A 14,292-nucleotide genomic window follows, 5' to 3' on the forward strand; every position below is an offset into this window, starting at 1 on the left:
GGCTGAGGCACGACGGGCATTCGCGGCATTCGGGCGTATAGAGCGGGATGACGTGATCGCCTTTCTTCACCGAGGTCACCCCCGGTCCGACATCGACGACGATACCCGCACCCTCATGGCCGAGGATGGCCGGGAACAGGCCTTCCGGATCGGCCCCCGACAGGGTGAAATCGTCGGTATGGCAGATGCCGGTCGCCTTGATCTCGATCAGCACTTCGCCGGCTCTCGGCCCCTCAAGCTGAACCGTCATCACCTCAAGCGGCTTGCCGGCCTGCACCGCTACGGCTGCTCTTACGTCCATGGTTTCATCCCTTCCTGCTATGATTTGGTTCGCGCGACATTGCCATGGGCGCGCGTTGCGGCTCAAGCCAAAATCAGACACTTAGCGTCGCAATCGTCGGGTTTCACCCGAACAGGCGCTGCGCACTTTTCCGGAAAAGTTCGGCCGCCCGTATTTTAATCAGGCAAATTCCATGATCACGGCATCGACGGCGAGGCTTTCACCGGGTTTCGCATTGATCTTGCCAACGATAAGATCGCGTTCGGCGCGCAGGACATTCTCCATCTTCATCGCCTCGACGATGGCCAGCGTCTCGCCTGCCTTGACCTCCTGGCCCTCGGCGACGGCGATCGACACGACGAGGCCGGGCATGGGGCAGAGCAGCAGCTTCGACGTGTCGGGCGGCAATTTGATCGGCATGAGCTTGTCGAGCTCCGCCTGGCGTGGCGTGAACACCTTGGCCCTGACGGAGAGCCCTTGCCAATCGATGCGCAGGCCGTTCAACACCGTGCGGATCTGGGCCGTCAGCTTGCGGCCGCCCACGGCGCCGACCCAGACGGCATCGCCGGGACGCCAGTCGGTTGCGACAGTCACGGTCTTGCCGCCCATCTGCATGTCCATCTCGAAAGGAATGGTCACCACGCCCTCGAGCAGCGTCACGGGCAGGTAATCCGTGCCGAGCTTGACGATCCAGTTTTCCCGTAGCGGCCCGGCTGCGGGACGCAATCGGTCACCATAGCGCTCGCGGCGATTGGCTTCGGCCAGGCTGCAAGAAAGGGCGACTGCGGCGAGCAGGGCAGTCTGTTCCTCATCCGGCGTGACGGGCGCAAAGCCTTCCGGATATTCCTCGGCGATGAAGCCGGTGGAGAGACGGCCTTCGCGCCAACGCGGATGCTTCATGAGCGCGGAGAGGAACGGCATGTTGTGCTCGATGCCGTCGACGACAAAGCCATCCAAGGCTTCCCCCATCGCTTCGATCGCCGCTAGCCGGTTCGGTGCCCAGGTGCAGAGTTTGGCGATCATAGGATCGTAATACATCGAGATCTCGGCGCCTTCGAAGACGCCGGTGTCATTGCGGACGACCGATTTTTCCGTCTTGCCTTCGCGCGGCGGACGATAGCGCGTCAGACGGCCGATCGAGGGCAGGAAGTTGCGGTAGGGGTCTTCCGCATAGAGACGGCTTTCGATTGCCCAGCCATTGAGCTTGATATCCGCCTGCTTGAACGGCAGCTTTTCGCCGGCGGCGATGCGGATCATCTGCTCGACGAGATCGATGCCGGTGACGAGCTCCGTCACCGGATGCTCGACCTGCAGGCGGGTGTTCATTTCAAGGAAATAGAAATTCCTATCGCGATCGACGATGAATTCGACCGTGCCGGCGCTTTGGTAATCCACGGCTTTCGCCAGCGCCACCGACTGCTCGCCCATGGCCTTGCGCGTTGCTTCATCGAGGAAGGGCGAGGGCGCCTCTTCCACGACCTTCTGGTTCCGCCGCTGAATGGAGCATTCGCGCTCGCCGAGATAGACGACGTTGCCATGCGCATCGGCCAGCACCTGGATTTCGATATGCCTGGGATCGACGACGAATTTCTCGATGAAGACGCGGTCGTCACCGAAGGAGCTTTTCGCTTCCGAGCGGGCACGCTCGAATCCGTCGCGCACCTCGTCCTTGCTCCAGGCGATACGCATACCCTTGCCGCCGCCGCCCGCAGACGCCTTGATCATGACGGGATAACCGATCTCGCCCGCGATCCTTTCGGCGTGATCGGCGTCATCGATGATGCCGAGGTAGCCGGGAACGGTGGAAACCTTGGCGGCATTGGCGAACTTCTTCGATTCGATCTTGTCGCCCATGGCTTCGATCGCCTTCGGCTTCGGGCCGATGAAGACGATACCTTCCTTCTCCAGCGCGGCGCAGAAGGAGGCGCGCTCGGAGAGGAAGCCATAGCCCGGATGAACCGCTTCCGCGCCCGTCTGCTTGCAGGCGGCGATGATCTTGTCGGCGACGAGATAGCTCTCAGCAGCAGGAGCCGGGCCGATATGCACGGCCTCGTCGGCCATTTCGACGTGCAATGCATCCCGATCGGCATCGGAATAGACGGCGACCGTCAGGATACCCATCCGGCGCGCGGTCTTGATCACGCGGCAGGCGATCTCGCCGCGATTGGCGATCAGGATTTTCTTGAACATGCAATCTCCGCCCAAATACCCTATTCAGTCAGTGTTTTAGCCACAAATTGCGCTGTCGGTCCATGCGCAAGATGTCTGCGCTTACGCCGTTTTCTGCAATCTTGACTGAACGCGCTCCCGCCAGATGATGAAGAGGCCGGAGCTGACGATGATGGCGATGCCGATCCATTTGGAAAGATTGGGAAAATCGCCGAAGATCGCATAGCCGAGAACGGTGGCGGAAATGATCTCGAAATATTGGAACGGGGCAAGCAGCGAGAGCGGCGCCAGGCGGAAGGCTCTGACGACAAGCATATGCGCGTAGCCCGATATCGAGCCCAGAATCAGCAAAAGGACGAGCCCGAGCATAGAGGCGGGCAGGGAAGGCTCGAAATCCGCGATGCCTGCGGATGCTCCCGCCAAAAGGGTAATCGACATGAACAGTGTGCCGCCTACGCCGGCCATCACCTGCATTGTCATCGGCGAATCCGCCTCGCCGACGGCGCGGTTCATGAACAGATAGAGTGCAAAGAGGAAGGCGCAGGCAACGGGCAGCAGCGCCTTTAGCCCGAAAATCTCGAAACTCGGCTGGATGACGATCATTGCGCCGACGAAGCCGATGACGATCGCCAGCCAGCGCCTCCAGCCGACCTTGTCGCCGAGAAACAGAGCTGAAAGTGCCGTCAGCATGAATGGTTCGACGAAATAGATCGCGAAGACATCGGCGAGGGGCATGTATTTGACCGCTGCGAAGAAGAGCAGACTGGCAGCGCCATGCAGCGCGCCGCGCAGCAGGTTCATCCAGGGACGCTTTGCGGAAAATGCCGCACGACCCGTGACGGTCGCCAGCAGCGGCAGCATGCAGACGAGCTGAAAGAAGAAGCGGTAGAACGTAACCTGGCCGGGCGACATGCCTTCGAAGCTCGCCATGTATTTGGCGATGGCATCCATCGTCGGCAGCAGGATCATGGCGCTTGCCATGATCGTCATGCCTCTGAGCGGATTCTGCTGTGTGGAAACGGCGGAAGATACGGACATGAAGAGACATCAAACACAGGAGCAGCATGCAATCAAGAAGCGATCGGATGCGGCACCAAAAGCCGCGGGCTGACGGTGCAAGATGTCGCACTTTTCCATTTGGGACAGATCGTGGTGGCGAGATGACGCCCCTAGACCTATCTCTACTTTCGGAAACGGCTAAAACATACATGCGCCGCATAAATTGCCGGCGCAGCCAAGAAAAGGATCGCACCGATGTTCAAGCTCGAACAAGAGACGACCGTTTTTTCGGACGAGGGCGGCGATACCCTGGGCGGACGTCTGTCGATGGCTCGCGACGCCGCCGGCATCAGCTTGGAAACGCTGGCGAGCGAGCTGGGCGTCAGCGAGGAAACGATGCTCGCGTGGGAATCGGACCGCTCCGAGCCCAAGCCATCCGCTCTGGTGACGATGTCGGCTCTCTTCGGCGTATCTCCTGTTTGGCTGATGACCGGGGCGGGCGATGGTCCGGACGAGGATAGCGACCAGCGCGCGCTGGATGCCGTCAGGAACGAGTTCCTACGACTGCAGACGGCGCATCAGGAGATCGGCCGGCTGATCGAAGCAACGACTCGCCAGATCGAACGGCTCGACCATCAGATTCGGCTGCGCAATGTCAGCAAGGACATCGCTCATTGAGCGCGGCACCCTTCGATGTTCATAGCGAACAGGGGTTTTAATCGATCCGTTCCGTAGGGCACGTCTAGCTTAGGCGGGCAATCGTGTCGTCCAGATTGTCGATCGCGAGTTGTTCGCGGGCGATCATGCCGTCAAGATCGATAGCCTCGCTAACCCCTTTTGCGCTTGCGCCCTGTATTTTCATCGCCAGCAGTTCGTTGCGATGGGCGATCTTTTCGCCTCTAATTTTGATAAGCTTCAAGCGAAAATCATCATTCATCTCAAATCCCTCCGTTTGGAGTGAATTATCCGCCGTTTCCGGACCGCCACTCGTTTTTCAGGCTCACCTCAGTCGATCTCACTCGTGCCCACGTCCTCGATAGGTGGTTGGAACGCCGGCCTCCTCATGGCATTGCGCGAGAGTTTCCAGCCACGTCGCCAATCCAGCCGGTACTTCGGCATTTCCAGCTTCCAACGCCTCCACCCATGACAGGTCGCATTGCAGGGCGCTCGCCAGATTGATCGGAGTCCAGCGTATATGCAAAAGGCATTCTGAAAAGCGTTCTGGCGTCATGCATCCTCCCACTTCCGAAGAAACTTCACGGTGCCAGAGGGGCGCGCGAAGTCAAGTGATCATGGAGATCCAATGGCTCTTGATGATCAAGGCGAAGTGGCAATATGAGCGCCGTATATGATGTAGAGGTGAGTGAGGCTGGGGACCGCCGGCTTGAACCTAGCCGCTATAGGGCATTAAAACGCTGCTCCGCTGTCATCCTCCGCGAGGAATCAGCTTGGTGGTCTCTATCGGGTGAATTAACCGATGTCCGGGGGAGCTGAAGGTGTCGGGGGTAGCCGGTATCGATAGAAGCTGATTTCAGCAGATCAAGCGATCAACCGCCGGTGAGATATCCATAGTGTCCCACGCTATTCTTCATCGTGAAATCCAGTAGCACCTAATGCCCTGTTCTAAAAACAAAAAACCCGGCCTAGGCCGGGTTCTTGGTGCGGTCGAGAAGACTCGAACTTCCACGGGTTGCCCCACAGCGACCTCAACGCTGCGCGTCTACCAATTCCGCCACGACCGCATCGTGGTAGGCGCCGAATTGCTCCGGCGCGGCTGCATGTAGCAAAAGCATTCGGGGGGCACAAGAGCGATGTGTCAGTTTTTTTAAATTCCTTCACAGCTCCTCCGATCGCGCCCGTCCGATTGCCGGGGAAGTGCCGTAGATGTTTGAATTTCCGCCGGAATAGCGCCATATGTGGATAACCCGTCGGCGCGCAGGATTTCCACAAATGCGGCCTGCGGCGCGCAAAGGACTGCCAAATGCTTCGCACAGAACTTTCTCATCAAATGTTTCCCGCTCATGGCACGCCGCCTGTTCGCTGGCGGATCAGCGATGGTCTTGTGCCTTATGAAGAGGCCGTTGCCACGATGGAGGCGGAGGCTGCGGCGATCGCCGAAGGCCGGGCGCCGGAGCTGGTCTGGCTGGTCGAGCATCCGCCGCTCTATACGGCAGGCACCAGCGCCGATGCAGCCGATCTCATCGAGCCGGAGCGATTTCCGGTATTCGCGACCGGACGCGGCGGCGAATATACCTATCACGGACCTGGCCAGCGCGTGGCCTATGTTATGCTGGACCTCAAGTGTCGTCGGCAGGATATCCGCGCCTTTGTCGGCGCGCTTGAAGAAGTCATCATCCACACGCTCGATTCGATGAATGTGCGCGGCGAACGGCGCGAGGACCGGGTGGGCGTCTGGGTGAGGCGTCCCGAAAAGCCGGTACTGCCGGACGGAACCGTCGCCGAAGACAAAATTGCGGCCCTCGGTATCCGCGTGCGCAAATGGGTGACGTTTCACGGTCTGTCGCTGAACGTCGATCCCGATCTCGGCCATTTCACCGGCATCGTTCCCTGCGGAATCTCGGCCTATGGTGTCACCAGCCTCGTGGATCTCGGCCTGCCGGTCATGATGGCGGATGTCGATATCCGCCTCCGCGACGCTTTCGAGCAGGTCTTCGGACAAACCGTCAACGACGGTTAGAGTATTTCCGTTTTCAACGGAGTCACGGAAATGCTCCATCTCTTTGTTTTCACACAATTCCGGACGCAAAACCGCTTCGCACTTTTGCTGGAATTGCTCTGATACTTCGGCTTGCATGGCAACGACCGAACGGTCGCGAATGCTATCTCGCAACCGCGATCGATTGCCACGACACACCGTGCGTTCACAGGAGCGATTCGTCTGCGTTTTCTTCGGGAAGCAAACCGGTCTCGGCCGGCTTGTCGCGCTTCCTTCTCAGCAAGCGCTCGAACTCGTCTTCCGACTTGAGAAGATCGTGCAGCTTCTGGTCGCTGAGAATATTGTCTCGATTGTCGTGCGAAGTCATGCAGGTAGCTCCTTGACCTCTGCAGGCGAGAGTGCGTTGCCTCTCTCAGCCGTTGGCGCCTACGGGTTCGGGTAGCCGACGATAGCCTCTGCCTACGCCCATCGAGGGGCTGTGGCGAATCATTTCGGACAGCCGGCAGTCGATGGCAAGGAATCGCACGCTGTGATTGCTTTTCCTCCAAGAAAAATGCCCTGGAAGGGAGAGCATCCAGGGCATAGAGAGGGGAACTGCCTCAAAAAGAATAGGGCGGTGCCCCTACACTTCAAGGGCCGGTTCTCACGATAGGTTGCATTGCGCTTACAATTGCTCCTTTGTCTCGCGAAACGGTGATCTGCGGGCAGCAAGATGAAGGCGGCCATTGTGCCGTATCGGCACGACAATCCTCTTCATTTTCGGCTGAATCAGTGGCTGTAATGAACTGCCATCAGTGATTGATATCAAGGTTGAACTACGCTTTCTGATAGTTGTTTTCGTACAGTCTACGTTCATATTCGTCCGCATATGGTGTCATCCGTCGCCCCGAAATCGCGTCTCGATTGACAAGGACTAGGGACGACACGATTAATAGTTTCGACATTCGTCATAGAGCGGAGGAAATGCCAATGACTAGTCGTGCCATTCTGTTGATGTCCCTTGCGTCTCTCACAGTTGTAGGCTCGATGGGCCTCGCTTCTTCGGCTTCTGCGCTAACCATGAAAGAGTGCAGCGCCAAATATCAGGCAGCGAAAACCGCTGGCACTCTGAACGGCCAGAAGTGGAATGACTTCCGCGCCACGCAGTGCGCTGCCGATGCAGGCGCTGCGACAACTGCACCAGCAGCAGCTGCCCCTGCAGCGACTGCACCGGCAGCGACCGCACCGGCTGCCACAACGCCTTCCAAAACGGCGAAGACAACTGCAGCTGCCAAGGTTGATGCCAGCGAGCCCGACGCCACCAAGCCGCCGGCAGCCGAACCGGCAAAGCCGACGACGGTCGCTCCGGCCGGCGTGACCTTCCCGGCTAAGGTCGATGCCAAGTATGCCAGCGAGACCCCGGGCAAGAGCCGCTTCCACACCTGCGTCGATGCCTACAATGCCAACAAGGCCAAGAATTCGCTCGGCGGGCTGAAGTGGATCCAGAAGGGCGGCGGCTACTACAGCCTCTGCAACTCTAAGCTCAAGGGCTGATTTCAGTCTGATTGGATGAACGAACGGGCGCCTTCATGGCGCCCGTTTCGTTTTGAAAGGATCAGCGCCGGATCTTTTCCCATTTCTTCGTCAGGCGATCGCGCTTGAGCTTCGAAATGCGCTGTAGCCAGAATATGCCGTCGAGCTGGTCGATCTCATGCTGAATGCAGATCGCGAGAAAGTCTTCGGCTTGTTCCTCGTGCATTGCGCCATGAATATCCTGATAGGAAAAGCGAATGGCTTTCGGCCTGACGATCTCTTCGGTGATGCCTGGCATGGAAACGCTGCCTTCCATATGCCGCATGGTTTCTCCAGACGACCACAGGATCTGCGGATTAATGTAGGTGCGTACGTCGTCTTCCCGGCTGAGCTCGATCACGACGACGCGCTTGAGCACGCCGATGTGCGGACCAGTGATGCCGACACCGGGCGCCGCGCGCATCGTATCCAGCAGATCAGCCACTAATCCATGCAAGTCGTCGTCGAAGCTGGTGACTTGGGTGCAGGCCGTTTGCAGCAATGGATTGGGGAAGCGGATAATGGGGCGGACCGGCACGGGATTCTCCGTTGATAAAGCGGTATGAGTTGAAGGCGCGAGAATAGGGCCGGACGGATTGTGACGCCATCGCCCGATGAAAAGATAGGAAATATGAGGAATTCCGCCTATCTATTTGTTAATAAATATTTTTCAATTGATGTTGAAGAGAGCTGTATCCGCTTCGAAGCATTGCTTGAAATGGACCATATCGCGTTTCGAGGTTTCGCGACGCGATGATCTGCGCGCGGCAAGAGCGATCGCGTACCGTGCAGAAATTGACTATTACGTAAAAGTCAATATTATAGTCCGCGACAGATAGGGGCGGATTCTTGGTAGACGGATACTATAGCATAACGGAGCTCACGCGGGAATTCGGCGTTTCGACCCGGACCTTGAGGTTCTATGAGGACGAGGGCCTCATTCAACCCGAGCGCAGGGGGCGTACGCGCCTGTTCCGGCCGGCCGACCGGCGCCTCATTTCAGAAATCCTCCGCGGCCGCCGCATTGGCTTCACTATAGCCGAAATCCGCGAGATCATTCAGGTCTACAAGGAGCCCCCGGGCGAAATTGGTCAGCTGAAACTGCTAATGAAGCGCGTCGACGAAAAGCGAGACGAACTGCGCCAGAAGCGCAAGGACATCGACGACACATTGAGCGAACTCGACAATGTCGAGGAAGCCTGCCTCGGACGCCTCGCCGATATCGGCGTCGGGACCTGATCGCTCCCGTTGCGGTTTGAGCAGACAATTTTGCTGCCATAGTTCCGGCAAGAACGCTTTCTAAAAGCAAAGCGTTCTTGGGGAGTTGGTGGCGTGGTATCAAAAATCTCGTTCGCCCTTGCTATGCTCGCCGCCGTTATTGTCGAGAACTCGGACCGCAGCCATGCGGCCGAAGTCGCACGGTCGGATATTCCGGTCGCTTATGGCCTTTTGCTTGACGGCAAGGATGCGGTCTATGGCCAGCTTGTTTGCCACATTCATGCTCCTTGTCAGCTTATCGACAATCAGGATACTCACGTTCAGCTGAGCGTGACGATCGAGTCCACGCAACGTCTATCGGGCGAAGTCAGCACTCAGTGCGGCGAACTCGATTGCTCCTTCTCAAGTGGGAGCGCATCTGCCAAGCTGGAGGGAGCAGCAGGCGGAGAAAGATCTCGTCAATTCAAGCTCTATGCTGGCAAAGATGCTGCAATCACGAAGGATCTGGTCTATCGCACGAGGATGGGGATCGGTCAGATTCTTTTTCTCTTCGGAAACCAGTAGGAAATGACTGCATCATTTCGTTGACCGATCTTTCACGCTCCTTCGGTCTCAAATCCAGCGGCGCGTGTGTTTGCAGTAGAATTCGAATTCACAGCCGAAGCGCGAGAGGAGATGCATCTCCTCGCAGCGGATGACCAGCGGCGTGGTCAGCGCGGCTGCCAAGGCTGCCATCGCCACGAACCAGAGATTGCCGATCAGCAGGCCGAGCCCGGCCGTTAGCAGCGTATAGCCGAGATAGGTGGGGTTGCGGGTGAAACGAAAGGGGCCCGTGGTCACCAGATAGGCGGTGCAGCGCTGTGTCAGCACCGTCGTTCGGCTCTCTATCAATGTCTTGACGGCCCAGACGTTCAGTGTCACCGCAAATGCGGTCAGAACGGACCCGACGGCCCATGCGACGATCGACCAGAGAAGCGGTAGTGGCAATGGATAGTACCGCTGTAGAGAGAGCGCGATAACGACGGCGATGCTATAGAGTAGCGGCGGCCACGGAAAACTCAGCGACTTCGAACGATAGGCATTCATGGAATAACCCTGTCATTGCGCTTCATCCGTGCATTGTATCGCGATTCGGCTCACACGTTCATCGCTATCTGCTTTGATCGCGCCTGATTCCAGGGCTTTAAAGAGATTTTGTGCCTGCAACTTGTCGAGAGTGCACTGGCAGAAGCTGCGACACATGGCTTCGCTGCCCGAGCGCGTGCAGGACGCTACGCATTGCTTGATGTAGCCGACCGCCGGATCCTGTTGTGGCGCCGGAGCGACCAGCGACAGAAGATAGACAAGACTGAACAGCACCGGCTGATGAACGAGGTAGAAGGCGAGGCTGTGACGGCCGGCACGAGCGATCAGATTGCGGCCCGGACCGAATTTCGCCAGCCGCTCCAGCCAGCCGAAGGACATTGCCAGTCGCGCCGTGCCGAGGCCGAACAGAAAAGGTGTCAGCCAGGGAAAGAGCGGCACATAGTCGTTCGATTGCTGCGGCGTCTCCGACAGGCCGACCCACCAAAGCCACGGCGTGTCGAAAGCGGCAGAATGCAGGGAGAAGGGCGCAATAACGTTGTCGACGACAATGCCGGCCGCCAGCAAGGCAGCAATGAGCAAGGTGGCGAAAGCCGGCAATCGCAGGAAAAGCAGGCCTATGATGCTGGAGGCCGCGATTGCATGGAGGATTCCGAAATAGATCCATCCAGGGCCGATAAACAATTTCGTCACGATGGAGATCGCCAGCGCGGCGACCACGATCATCCCGAGACGGCGCCCATAGGAGCGCCAGCGAATCTCCGGCGTGTTGGCGAGTACGAGGCTGAAGCCGGCCAGAAACAGGAAGGTGCTGGCGATGAGGCGGGCATAGACTTTCAACCAGCCCGTTTCCGCCGTACCCGCATCGAGATAACCGAAAAACTCGAAATCCCAGGTGCAGTGGTAGCTTGCCATCGCCAGAAGCGCGACGCCGCGCGCCGTATCAAGAAAGCCGATGCGGGGCGTCTTTCGCGGTGCATCGGCGCTCTCGGCGATAGCGACCATTAAGGGGTCCTTCCAGGCATGGACTCAAACATGTGCGCTCGGTTCGAGCGAACGCGAGCCTCTCATGGCACATCGCTATCCATAATGGCCAGACGGGCATCGGAAAAAAACTGTCGGCGGATCAGCACGATGATGATGAACATCGTCGTGCCCATGAAGACATAGGGGCTGAGGAACCAGCCGAGATAGCCGATGGACAGGAAGATGGCGCGGAGGCCAGCGTTGAAATTGCGGGCGGCGATGATGTTCATGCGAATAACCCGCTCGGCGGCGCGTTCGGCGCGCACCGGATCGCGGATGGCATCTTCGAGCATCGGCAAGGAACCGAAGAGAATGGTGCAATAGTTGAACAGGCGGTAGGCCCAGCCGAATTTGAAGAAGGCATAGCCGAACAGGCAAGCCAGCCCCGCCACCTTGATCTCGAAAGCGGCACGGCCGCCATTGAGTATGAACGGCAGATCGGAGAAAAACGCATTGACCTTGTCGGTGGCGCCGAGCAGCGCAAAGCAGCTGCCGATGGCGAAAATCGAGGTGGAGGCAAAAAAGCCCGTGCCGTTCTGCAGGCCGGAGAGGATTTGCGTATCGATCATCTTCAGATCGCGGCGCAGCGAGTTATAGATCCATTCGCGCCGGCGCTCGTTCATCGCCAGCGTCAGGCTGGTGCGATTGAAGAAGCGGGCGCTGCTGGTGATCCAGTTCAGCGCAACCCAGAGAAAGATGAACAGGGCGAGGGCGACATAGTCGGCAGTCGTCATAAAAGCAGATTCCCCAGGAATATTCCGATGTGGACTGTAGCTCAGCTCCGGCCGGGCGCAATGCCCTTCTGTTTGCCTCGTCGAATGCCTACATGTAATGTCGCTGCCATGAAATCCGATGTCGGTCGATCGCCGTGCAAGCTTGCCCCGATAGCGTAGCCTTGCCCACAGTCGATTTGCCGAGGAGGCAATAAAGGTCCATGTTTCTTTCAGTTTTCGATGTTTTCAAGATCGGTGTGGGACCGTCCAGCTCGCACACCATGGGGCCAATGTCCGCTGCGAATCGCTTCCTGGACTTGTTGCTTTCAAACGAATGGCCACGCCCGTCTTCGAACGTGCATGTAGCCTCGATCAAGGTCAGCCTGCATGGCTCTCTCGCCCATACCGGCATCGGCCATGGCACGGGCAGGGCCGTCATTCTCGGCCTGATGGGCGAGCGGCCTGATACGGTCGATCCGGACCGGATGGACGCCATCATCGACGAGGTCGAGCGCAGCGGGCGCGTCACGCCCCCCGGCCATCCGGGCTATCAGTTCCAGCCCAAGACCGATCTCATCTTCGACAAGAAGGTTCCGCTGCCGGGCCATGCCAATGGCATGAGCTTCTCCGCCTTCGACAAGGATGATCGCCTGCTGGTGAAGCGCATCTATTATTCGGTCGGTGGCGGCTTCGTCGTTACCGATACTGAGCTGGAACAAATGCGGGCCGACAAGAAGAAGCCGGCTGCGGCTGGCGAACGTGTTCCGTTCCCCTTTGCCAGCGCCAAGCAGATGCTCGAAATGTCCGAGCGCTCCGGTCTCACGATCGCGCAGATGAAGCGCGCCAATGAAGAGACGCGGATGAGCGCCGAAGAGCTGGATGCCGGCCTCGACCGCATCTGGGCTGCCATGAGCAGCTGTATCGATCGCGGCCTCAAGGTCGACGGCATCATGCCCGGCGGGCTGAAGGTGCGCCGGCGTGCCCGCGCCATTCACGACAAACTGCAGGAGGAATGGCGCAGCAACCGTATCAATCCGCTGCTCGCCAATGATTGGCTCAGCGTCTACGCCATGGCCGTCAATGAAGAGAATGCGGCCGGCGGACGTGTGGTGACCGCACCGACCAATGGCGCAGCCGGCGTCATTCCGGCGACAATCCGTTACTACCAGCACTTCCACGAGGATTGGGATCGGGAAGGTATTCACAATTACCTGCTGACCGCGGCCGCAGTCGGCGGCATCATCAAGCATAACGCTTCGATTTCCGGCGCCGAAGTCGGCTGTCAGGGCGAGGTGGGTTCGGCAGCCGCGATGGCAGCTGCAGGACTTGCCGCCGTCATGGGTGCGACGCCGGAGCAGATCGAGAATGCCGCGGAAATCGCGCTGGAACATCATCTCGGCATGACCTGCGATCCGATCGCCGGCCTCGTTCAGGTGCCGTGCATCGAGCGAAACGCCCTCGGTGCCGTCAAGGCGGTCACCGCCGCCTCGCTCGCCATCAAGGGCGATGGCCAGCATTTCGTGCCGCTCGACGCCTGCATCGAAACCATGCGCCAGACGGGCTACGACATGAGCGAGAAGTACAAGGAAACCTCGACAGGTGGCCTTGCTGTGAATGTGGTCGAATGCTGAGTGTGGATGCCTGATCTAAAAGCTTGACGCCTTTCGCCAAAAGGACTTCAACGGCATCTATGGCTTTGCATCTCATCAAATTGTGCGTGGGCGCGGATTCGCTCGATGATCTGCGTGAGTGGGTTTCTGAGCGGGCGATGAATGCCATCGCAGCCGAGCTGGAGCCGCATACGACCCATACGACACGGATGGTGCCGAAACGGATCGAGGAGCTGCTGGATGGCGGCTCGCTTTACTGGGTGATTAAGGGGCAGGTGCAGGCAAGGCAGAAGCTGCTTGGCATCGAGACCTTCACCGATGCGGAAGGTATTCAGCGTTGCCGGCTTATCCTCGACCCGAGCGTCGTTGAAACGACCGGGCAGCCGCGGCGGCCGTTTCAAGGCTGGCGCTATCTGCCGCAGGACGATGTGCCACGCGATCTCGACAGTCTCGGCGATGCGGCCGAATTGCCCGCCGATCTACGGCGGGAACTTTCCGAACTCGGACTGCTTTAGAGCAGCCTTCGAGAGCAGTTCAGATCTTCACGGAATCTCCGAGCCGCTCCATTTCATGGTTTTAGCGCAACCGCATCATGACCGGCGCTCGGCCGCTCGGGGCTGTGATATGCAGGTGGATATGCGCGTCCGGCTGCGAATAGCGCCAGGCGCGGGCGCCATGGCAAAGCAGAACGCCGATCAGATCTTTCGTCTTGCTGCGCGAGCGCGAACGGCTGAGACCCAGATCCGCGAGCCGCATCGCTGCCTCATGTAGCGGATGAAGAGCAAAGCTCTTCTGTTTCACCTTGCCCCCGCCATCGAGCGAGAATCCGGGAAAGTTCTCGTTCATTGCCATTTCAAATCCCCGTACACGTTACCAACTCAGGGCCGGTCCGACAGACATCCGGAACCGGAGGGCTAGGCATCAACAAGAGAAGCCCGACCGTTCTTCAAACTAAGCGGCACGAAA

18 protein-coding genes and 1 tRNA gene are annotated in these 14,292 nt (G+C 58.7%); 7 read left to right on the forward strand and 12 right to left on the reverse strand.

The window, feature by feature from the left end; all coding sequences use genetic code 11:
- The 3 genes from QD409_RS24490 to QD409_RS24500 form a co-directional block, all read right to left on the reverse strand.
- On the reverse strand, positions 1 to 301 hold a 301-nt coding region (locus tag QD409_RS24490; protein WP_430763915.1), incomplete at its 3' end, for an alcohol dehydrogenase catalytic domain-containing protein.
- A 159-nt stretch (positions 302 to 460) separates the two neighbouring features.
- The gene (locus QD409_RS24495) at positions 461 to 2,470 is read right to left on the reverse strand and encodes an acetyl-CoA carboxylase biotin carboxylase subunit (protein WP_430763916.1); all 2,010 of its coding nucleotides are present in this window, start codon (positions 2,468 to 2,470) and stop codon (positions 461 to 463) included.
- Positions 2,471 to 2,551: 81 nt separating this feature from the next.
- A complete protein-coding gene (locus QD409_RS24500; protein WP_430763917.1) occupies positions 2,552 to 3,487 on the reverse strand; it encodes a DMT family transporter in 936 nt (311 codons plus the stop codon).
- Between the two features lie 216 nt (positions 3,488 to 3,703).
- Here QD409_RS24500 and QD409_RS24505 point away from each other — a divergent pair, with 216 nt between their 5' ends.
- Positions 3,704 to 4,126, forward strand: coding sequence for a helix-turn-helix domain-containing protein (locus tag QD409_RS24505; protein ID WP_430763918.1), 423 nt, complete (start codon positions 3,704 to 3,706; stop codon positions 4,124 to 4,126).
- Positions 4,127 to 4,190: 64 nt separating this feature from the next.
- On the opposite strand, the gene QD409_RS24510 is transcribed toward QD409_RS24505, so the two are convergent.
- The 3 genes from QD409_RS24510 to QD409_RS24520 all read right to left on the reverse strand — a co-directional run bounded on the left by QD409_RS24510 (position 4,191) and on the right by QD409_RS24520 (position 5,190).
- Positions 4,191 to 4,385 carry a hypothetical protein gene (locus tag QD409_RS24510; RefSeq protein WP_092854933.1) on the reverse strand — a complete coding sequence of 65 codons (195 nt, stop codon included), beginning with the start codon at positions 4,383 to 4,385 and terminating at the stop codon, positions 4,191 to 4,193.
- A 78-nt stretch (positions 4,386 to 4,463) separates the two neighbouring features.
- Positions 4,464 to 4,679 carry a hypothetical protein gene (locus QD409_RS24515; protein WP_092854935.1) on the reverse strand — a complete coding sequence of 72 codons (216 nt, stop codon included), beginning with the start codon at positions 4,677 to 4,679 and terminating at the stop codon, positions 4,464 to 4,466.
- A gap of 426 nt (positions 4,680 to 5,105) precedes the next feature.
- A tRNA-Leu gene (locus QD409_RS24520) sits at positions 5,106 to 5,190 on the reverse strand.
- Between the two features lie 239 nt (positions 5,191 to 5,429).
- Between QD409_RS24520 and lipB the strand changes: the two genes are divergently transcribed.
- Positions 5,430 to 6,146, forward strand: coding sequence for a lipoyl(octanoyl) transferase LipB (gene lipB, locus QD409_RS24525; protein WP_430763919.1), 717 nt, complete (start codon positions 5,430 to 5,432; stop codon positions 6,144 to 6,146).
- Positions 6,147 to 6,330: 184 nt separating this feature from the next.
- Here lipB and QD409_RS24530 read toward each other — a convergent pair whose 3' ends face one another.
- A complete protein-coding gene (locus QD409_RS24530) occupies positions 6,331 to 6,492 on the reverse strand; it encodes a hypothetical protein (RefSeq protein ID WP_159432213.1) in 162 nt (53 codons plus the stop codon).
- Positions 6,493 to 7,094: 602 nt separating this feature from the next.
- On the opposite strand from QD409_RS24530, the gene QD409_RS24535 reads away from it, so the two are divergent.
- Positions 7,095 to 7,658, forward strand: coding sequence for a hypothetical protein (locus QD409_RS24535; protein WP_430763920.1), 564 nt, complete (start codon positions 7,095 to 7,097; stop codon positions 7,656 to 7,658).
- 61 nt (positions 7,659 to 7,719) lie between these two features.
- On the opposite strand, the gene QD409_RS24540 is transcribed toward QD409_RS24535, so the two are convergent.
- A complete protein-coding gene (locus QD409_RS24540) occupies positions 7,720 to 8,214 on the reverse strand; it encodes a peptide deformylase (protein ID WP_430763921.1) in 495 nt (164 codons plus the stop codon).
- A gap of 311 nt (positions 8,215 to 8,525) precedes the next feature.
- Between QD409_RS24540 and QD409_RS24545 the strand changes: the two genes are divergently transcribed.
- Together QD409_RS24545 and QD409_RS24550 are read left to right on the forward strand one after the other, a co-directional pair.
- On the forward strand, positions 8,526 to 8,915 hold the full coding sequence (locus tag QD409_RS24545) for a MerR family transcriptional regulator (RefSeq protein WP_092854943.1): 390 nt from the start codon (positions 8,526 to 8,528) through the stop codon (positions 8,913 to 8,915).
- Between the two features lie 93 nt (positions 8,916 to 9,008).
- A complete protein-coding gene (locus QD409_RS24550) occupies positions 9,009 to 9,458 on the forward strand; it encodes a hypothetical protein (protein WP_430763922.1) in 450 nt (149 codons plus the stop codon).
- 48 nt (positions 9,459 to 9,506) lie between these two features.
- Here QD409_RS24550 and QD409_RS24555 read toward each other — a convergent pair whose 3' ends face one another.
- From QD409_RS24555 to QD409_RS24565, 3 genes are all read right to left on the reverse strand, one after another.
- Positions 9,507 to 9,980, reverse strand: coding sequence for a methyltransferase family protein (locus QD409_RS24555; protein ID WP_430763923.1), 474 nt, complete (start codon positions 9,978 to 9,980; stop codon positions 9,507 to 9,509).
- A gap of 12 nt (positions 9,981 to 9,992) precedes the next feature.
- Positions 9,993 to 10,982 (reverse strand): DUF1624 domain-containing protein, encoded by a 990-nt coding sequence (locus QD409_RS24560; RefSeq protein ID WP_430763924.1) that lies wholly within the window; start codon positions 10,980 to 10,982, stop codon positions 9,993 to 9,995.
- A 62-nt stretch (positions 10,983 to 11,044) separates the two neighbouring features.
- Entirely contained in the window at positions 11,045 to 11,737 is a 693-nt protein-coding gene (locus QD409_RS24565; RefSeq protein WP_092854951.1) for a DUF599 domain-containing protein, read from the reverse strand.
- A gap of 200 nt (positions 11,738 to 11,937) precedes the next feature.
- On the opposite strand from QD409_RS24565, the gene QD409_RS24570 reads away from it, so the two are divergent.
- On the forward strand, positions 11,938 to 13,347 hold the full coding sequence (locus tag QD409_RS24570) for an L-serine ammonia-lyase (protein ID WP_430763925.1): 1,410 nt from the start codon (positions 11,938 to 11,940) through the stop codon (positions 13,345 to 13,347).
- A 59-nt stretch (positions 13,348 to 13,406) separates the two neighbouring features.
- A complete protein-coding gene (locus QD409_RS24575) occupies positions 13,407 to 13,841 on the forward strand; it encodes a DUF1489 family protein (protein ID WP_430763926.1) in 435 nt (144 codons plus the stop codon).
- A gap of 61 nt (positions 13,842 to 13,902) precedes the next feature.
- On the opposite strand, the gene QD409_RS24580 is transcribed toward QD409_RS24575, so the two are convergent.
- Positions 13,903 to 14,178, reverse strand: coding sequence for a hypothetical protein (locus tag QD409_RS24580; protein WP_092854955.1), 276 nt, complete (start codon positions 14,176 to 14,178; stop codon positions 13,903 to 13,905).
- Between the last annotated feature and the right edge of the window lie 114 nt (positions 14,179 to 14,292).

Source organism: Rhizobium sp. BR 315, assembly GCF_050577975.1.
Lineage (GTDB): Bacteria > Pseudomonadota > Alphaproteobacteria > Rhizobiales > Rhizobiaceae > Rhizobium > Rhizobium miluonense.

Bases quoted from the DNA above. Each gene is read 5' to 3' on its own strand.
- QD409_RS24530 (WP_159432213.1), bottom strand. From the start codon at position 6,492: ATGACTTCGCACGACAATCGAGACAATATTCTCAGCGACCAGAAGCTG.
- QD409_RS24560 (WP_430763924.1), bottom strand. From the start codon at position 10,982: ATGGTCGCTATCGCCGAGAGCGCCGATGCACCGCGAAAGACGCCCCGC.
- QD409_RS24535 (WP_430763920.1), top strand. From the start codon at position 7,095: ATGACTAGTCGTGCCATTCTGTTGATGTCCCTTGCGTCTCTCACAGTT.
- QD409_RS24575 (WP_430763926.1), top strand. From the start codon at position 13,407: ATGGCTTTGCATCTCATCAAATTGTGCGTGGGCGCGGATTCGCTCGAT.
- QD409_RS24555 (WP_430763923.1), bottom strand. From the start codon at position 9,980: ATGAATGCCTATCGTTCGAAGTCGCTGAGTTTTCCGTGGCCGCCGCTA.
- QD409_RS24505 (WP_430763918.1), top strand. From the start codon at position 3,704: ATGTTCAAGCTCGAACAAGAGACGACCGTTTTTTCGGACGAGGGCGGC.
- QD409_RS24580 (WP_092854955.1), bottom strand. From the start codon at position 14,178: ATGGCAATGAACGAGAACTTTCCCGGATTCTCGCTCGATGGCGGGGGC.
- QD409_RS24515 (WP_092854935.1), bottom strand. From the start codon at position 4,679: ATGACGCCAGAACGCTTTTCAGAATGCCTTTTGCATATACGCTGGACT.
- QD409_RS24510 (WP_092854933.1), bottom strand. From the start codon at position 4,385: ATGAATGATGATTTTCGCTTGAAGCTTATCAAAATTAGAGGCGAAAAG.
- QD409_RS24570 (WP_430763925.1), top strand. From the start codon at position 11,938: ATGTTTCTTTCAGTTTTCGATGTTTTCAAGATCGGTGTGGGACCGTCC.
- QD409_RS24500 (WP_430763917.1), bottom strand. From the start codon at position 3,487: ATGTCCGTATCTTCCGCCGTTTCCACACAGCAGAATCCGCTCAGAGGC.
- QD409_RS24565 (WP_092854951.1), bottom strand. From the start codon at position 11,737: ATGACGACTGCCGACTATGTCGCCCTCGCCCTGTTCATCTTTCTCTGG.
- lipB (WP_430763919.1), top strand. From the start codon at position 5,430: ATGCTTCGCACAGAACTTTCTCATCAAATGTTTCCCGCTCATGGCACG.
- QD409_RS24495 (WP_430763916.1), bottom strand. From the start codon at position 2,470: ATGTTCAAGAAAATCCTGATCGCCAATCGCGGCGAGATCGCCTGCCGC.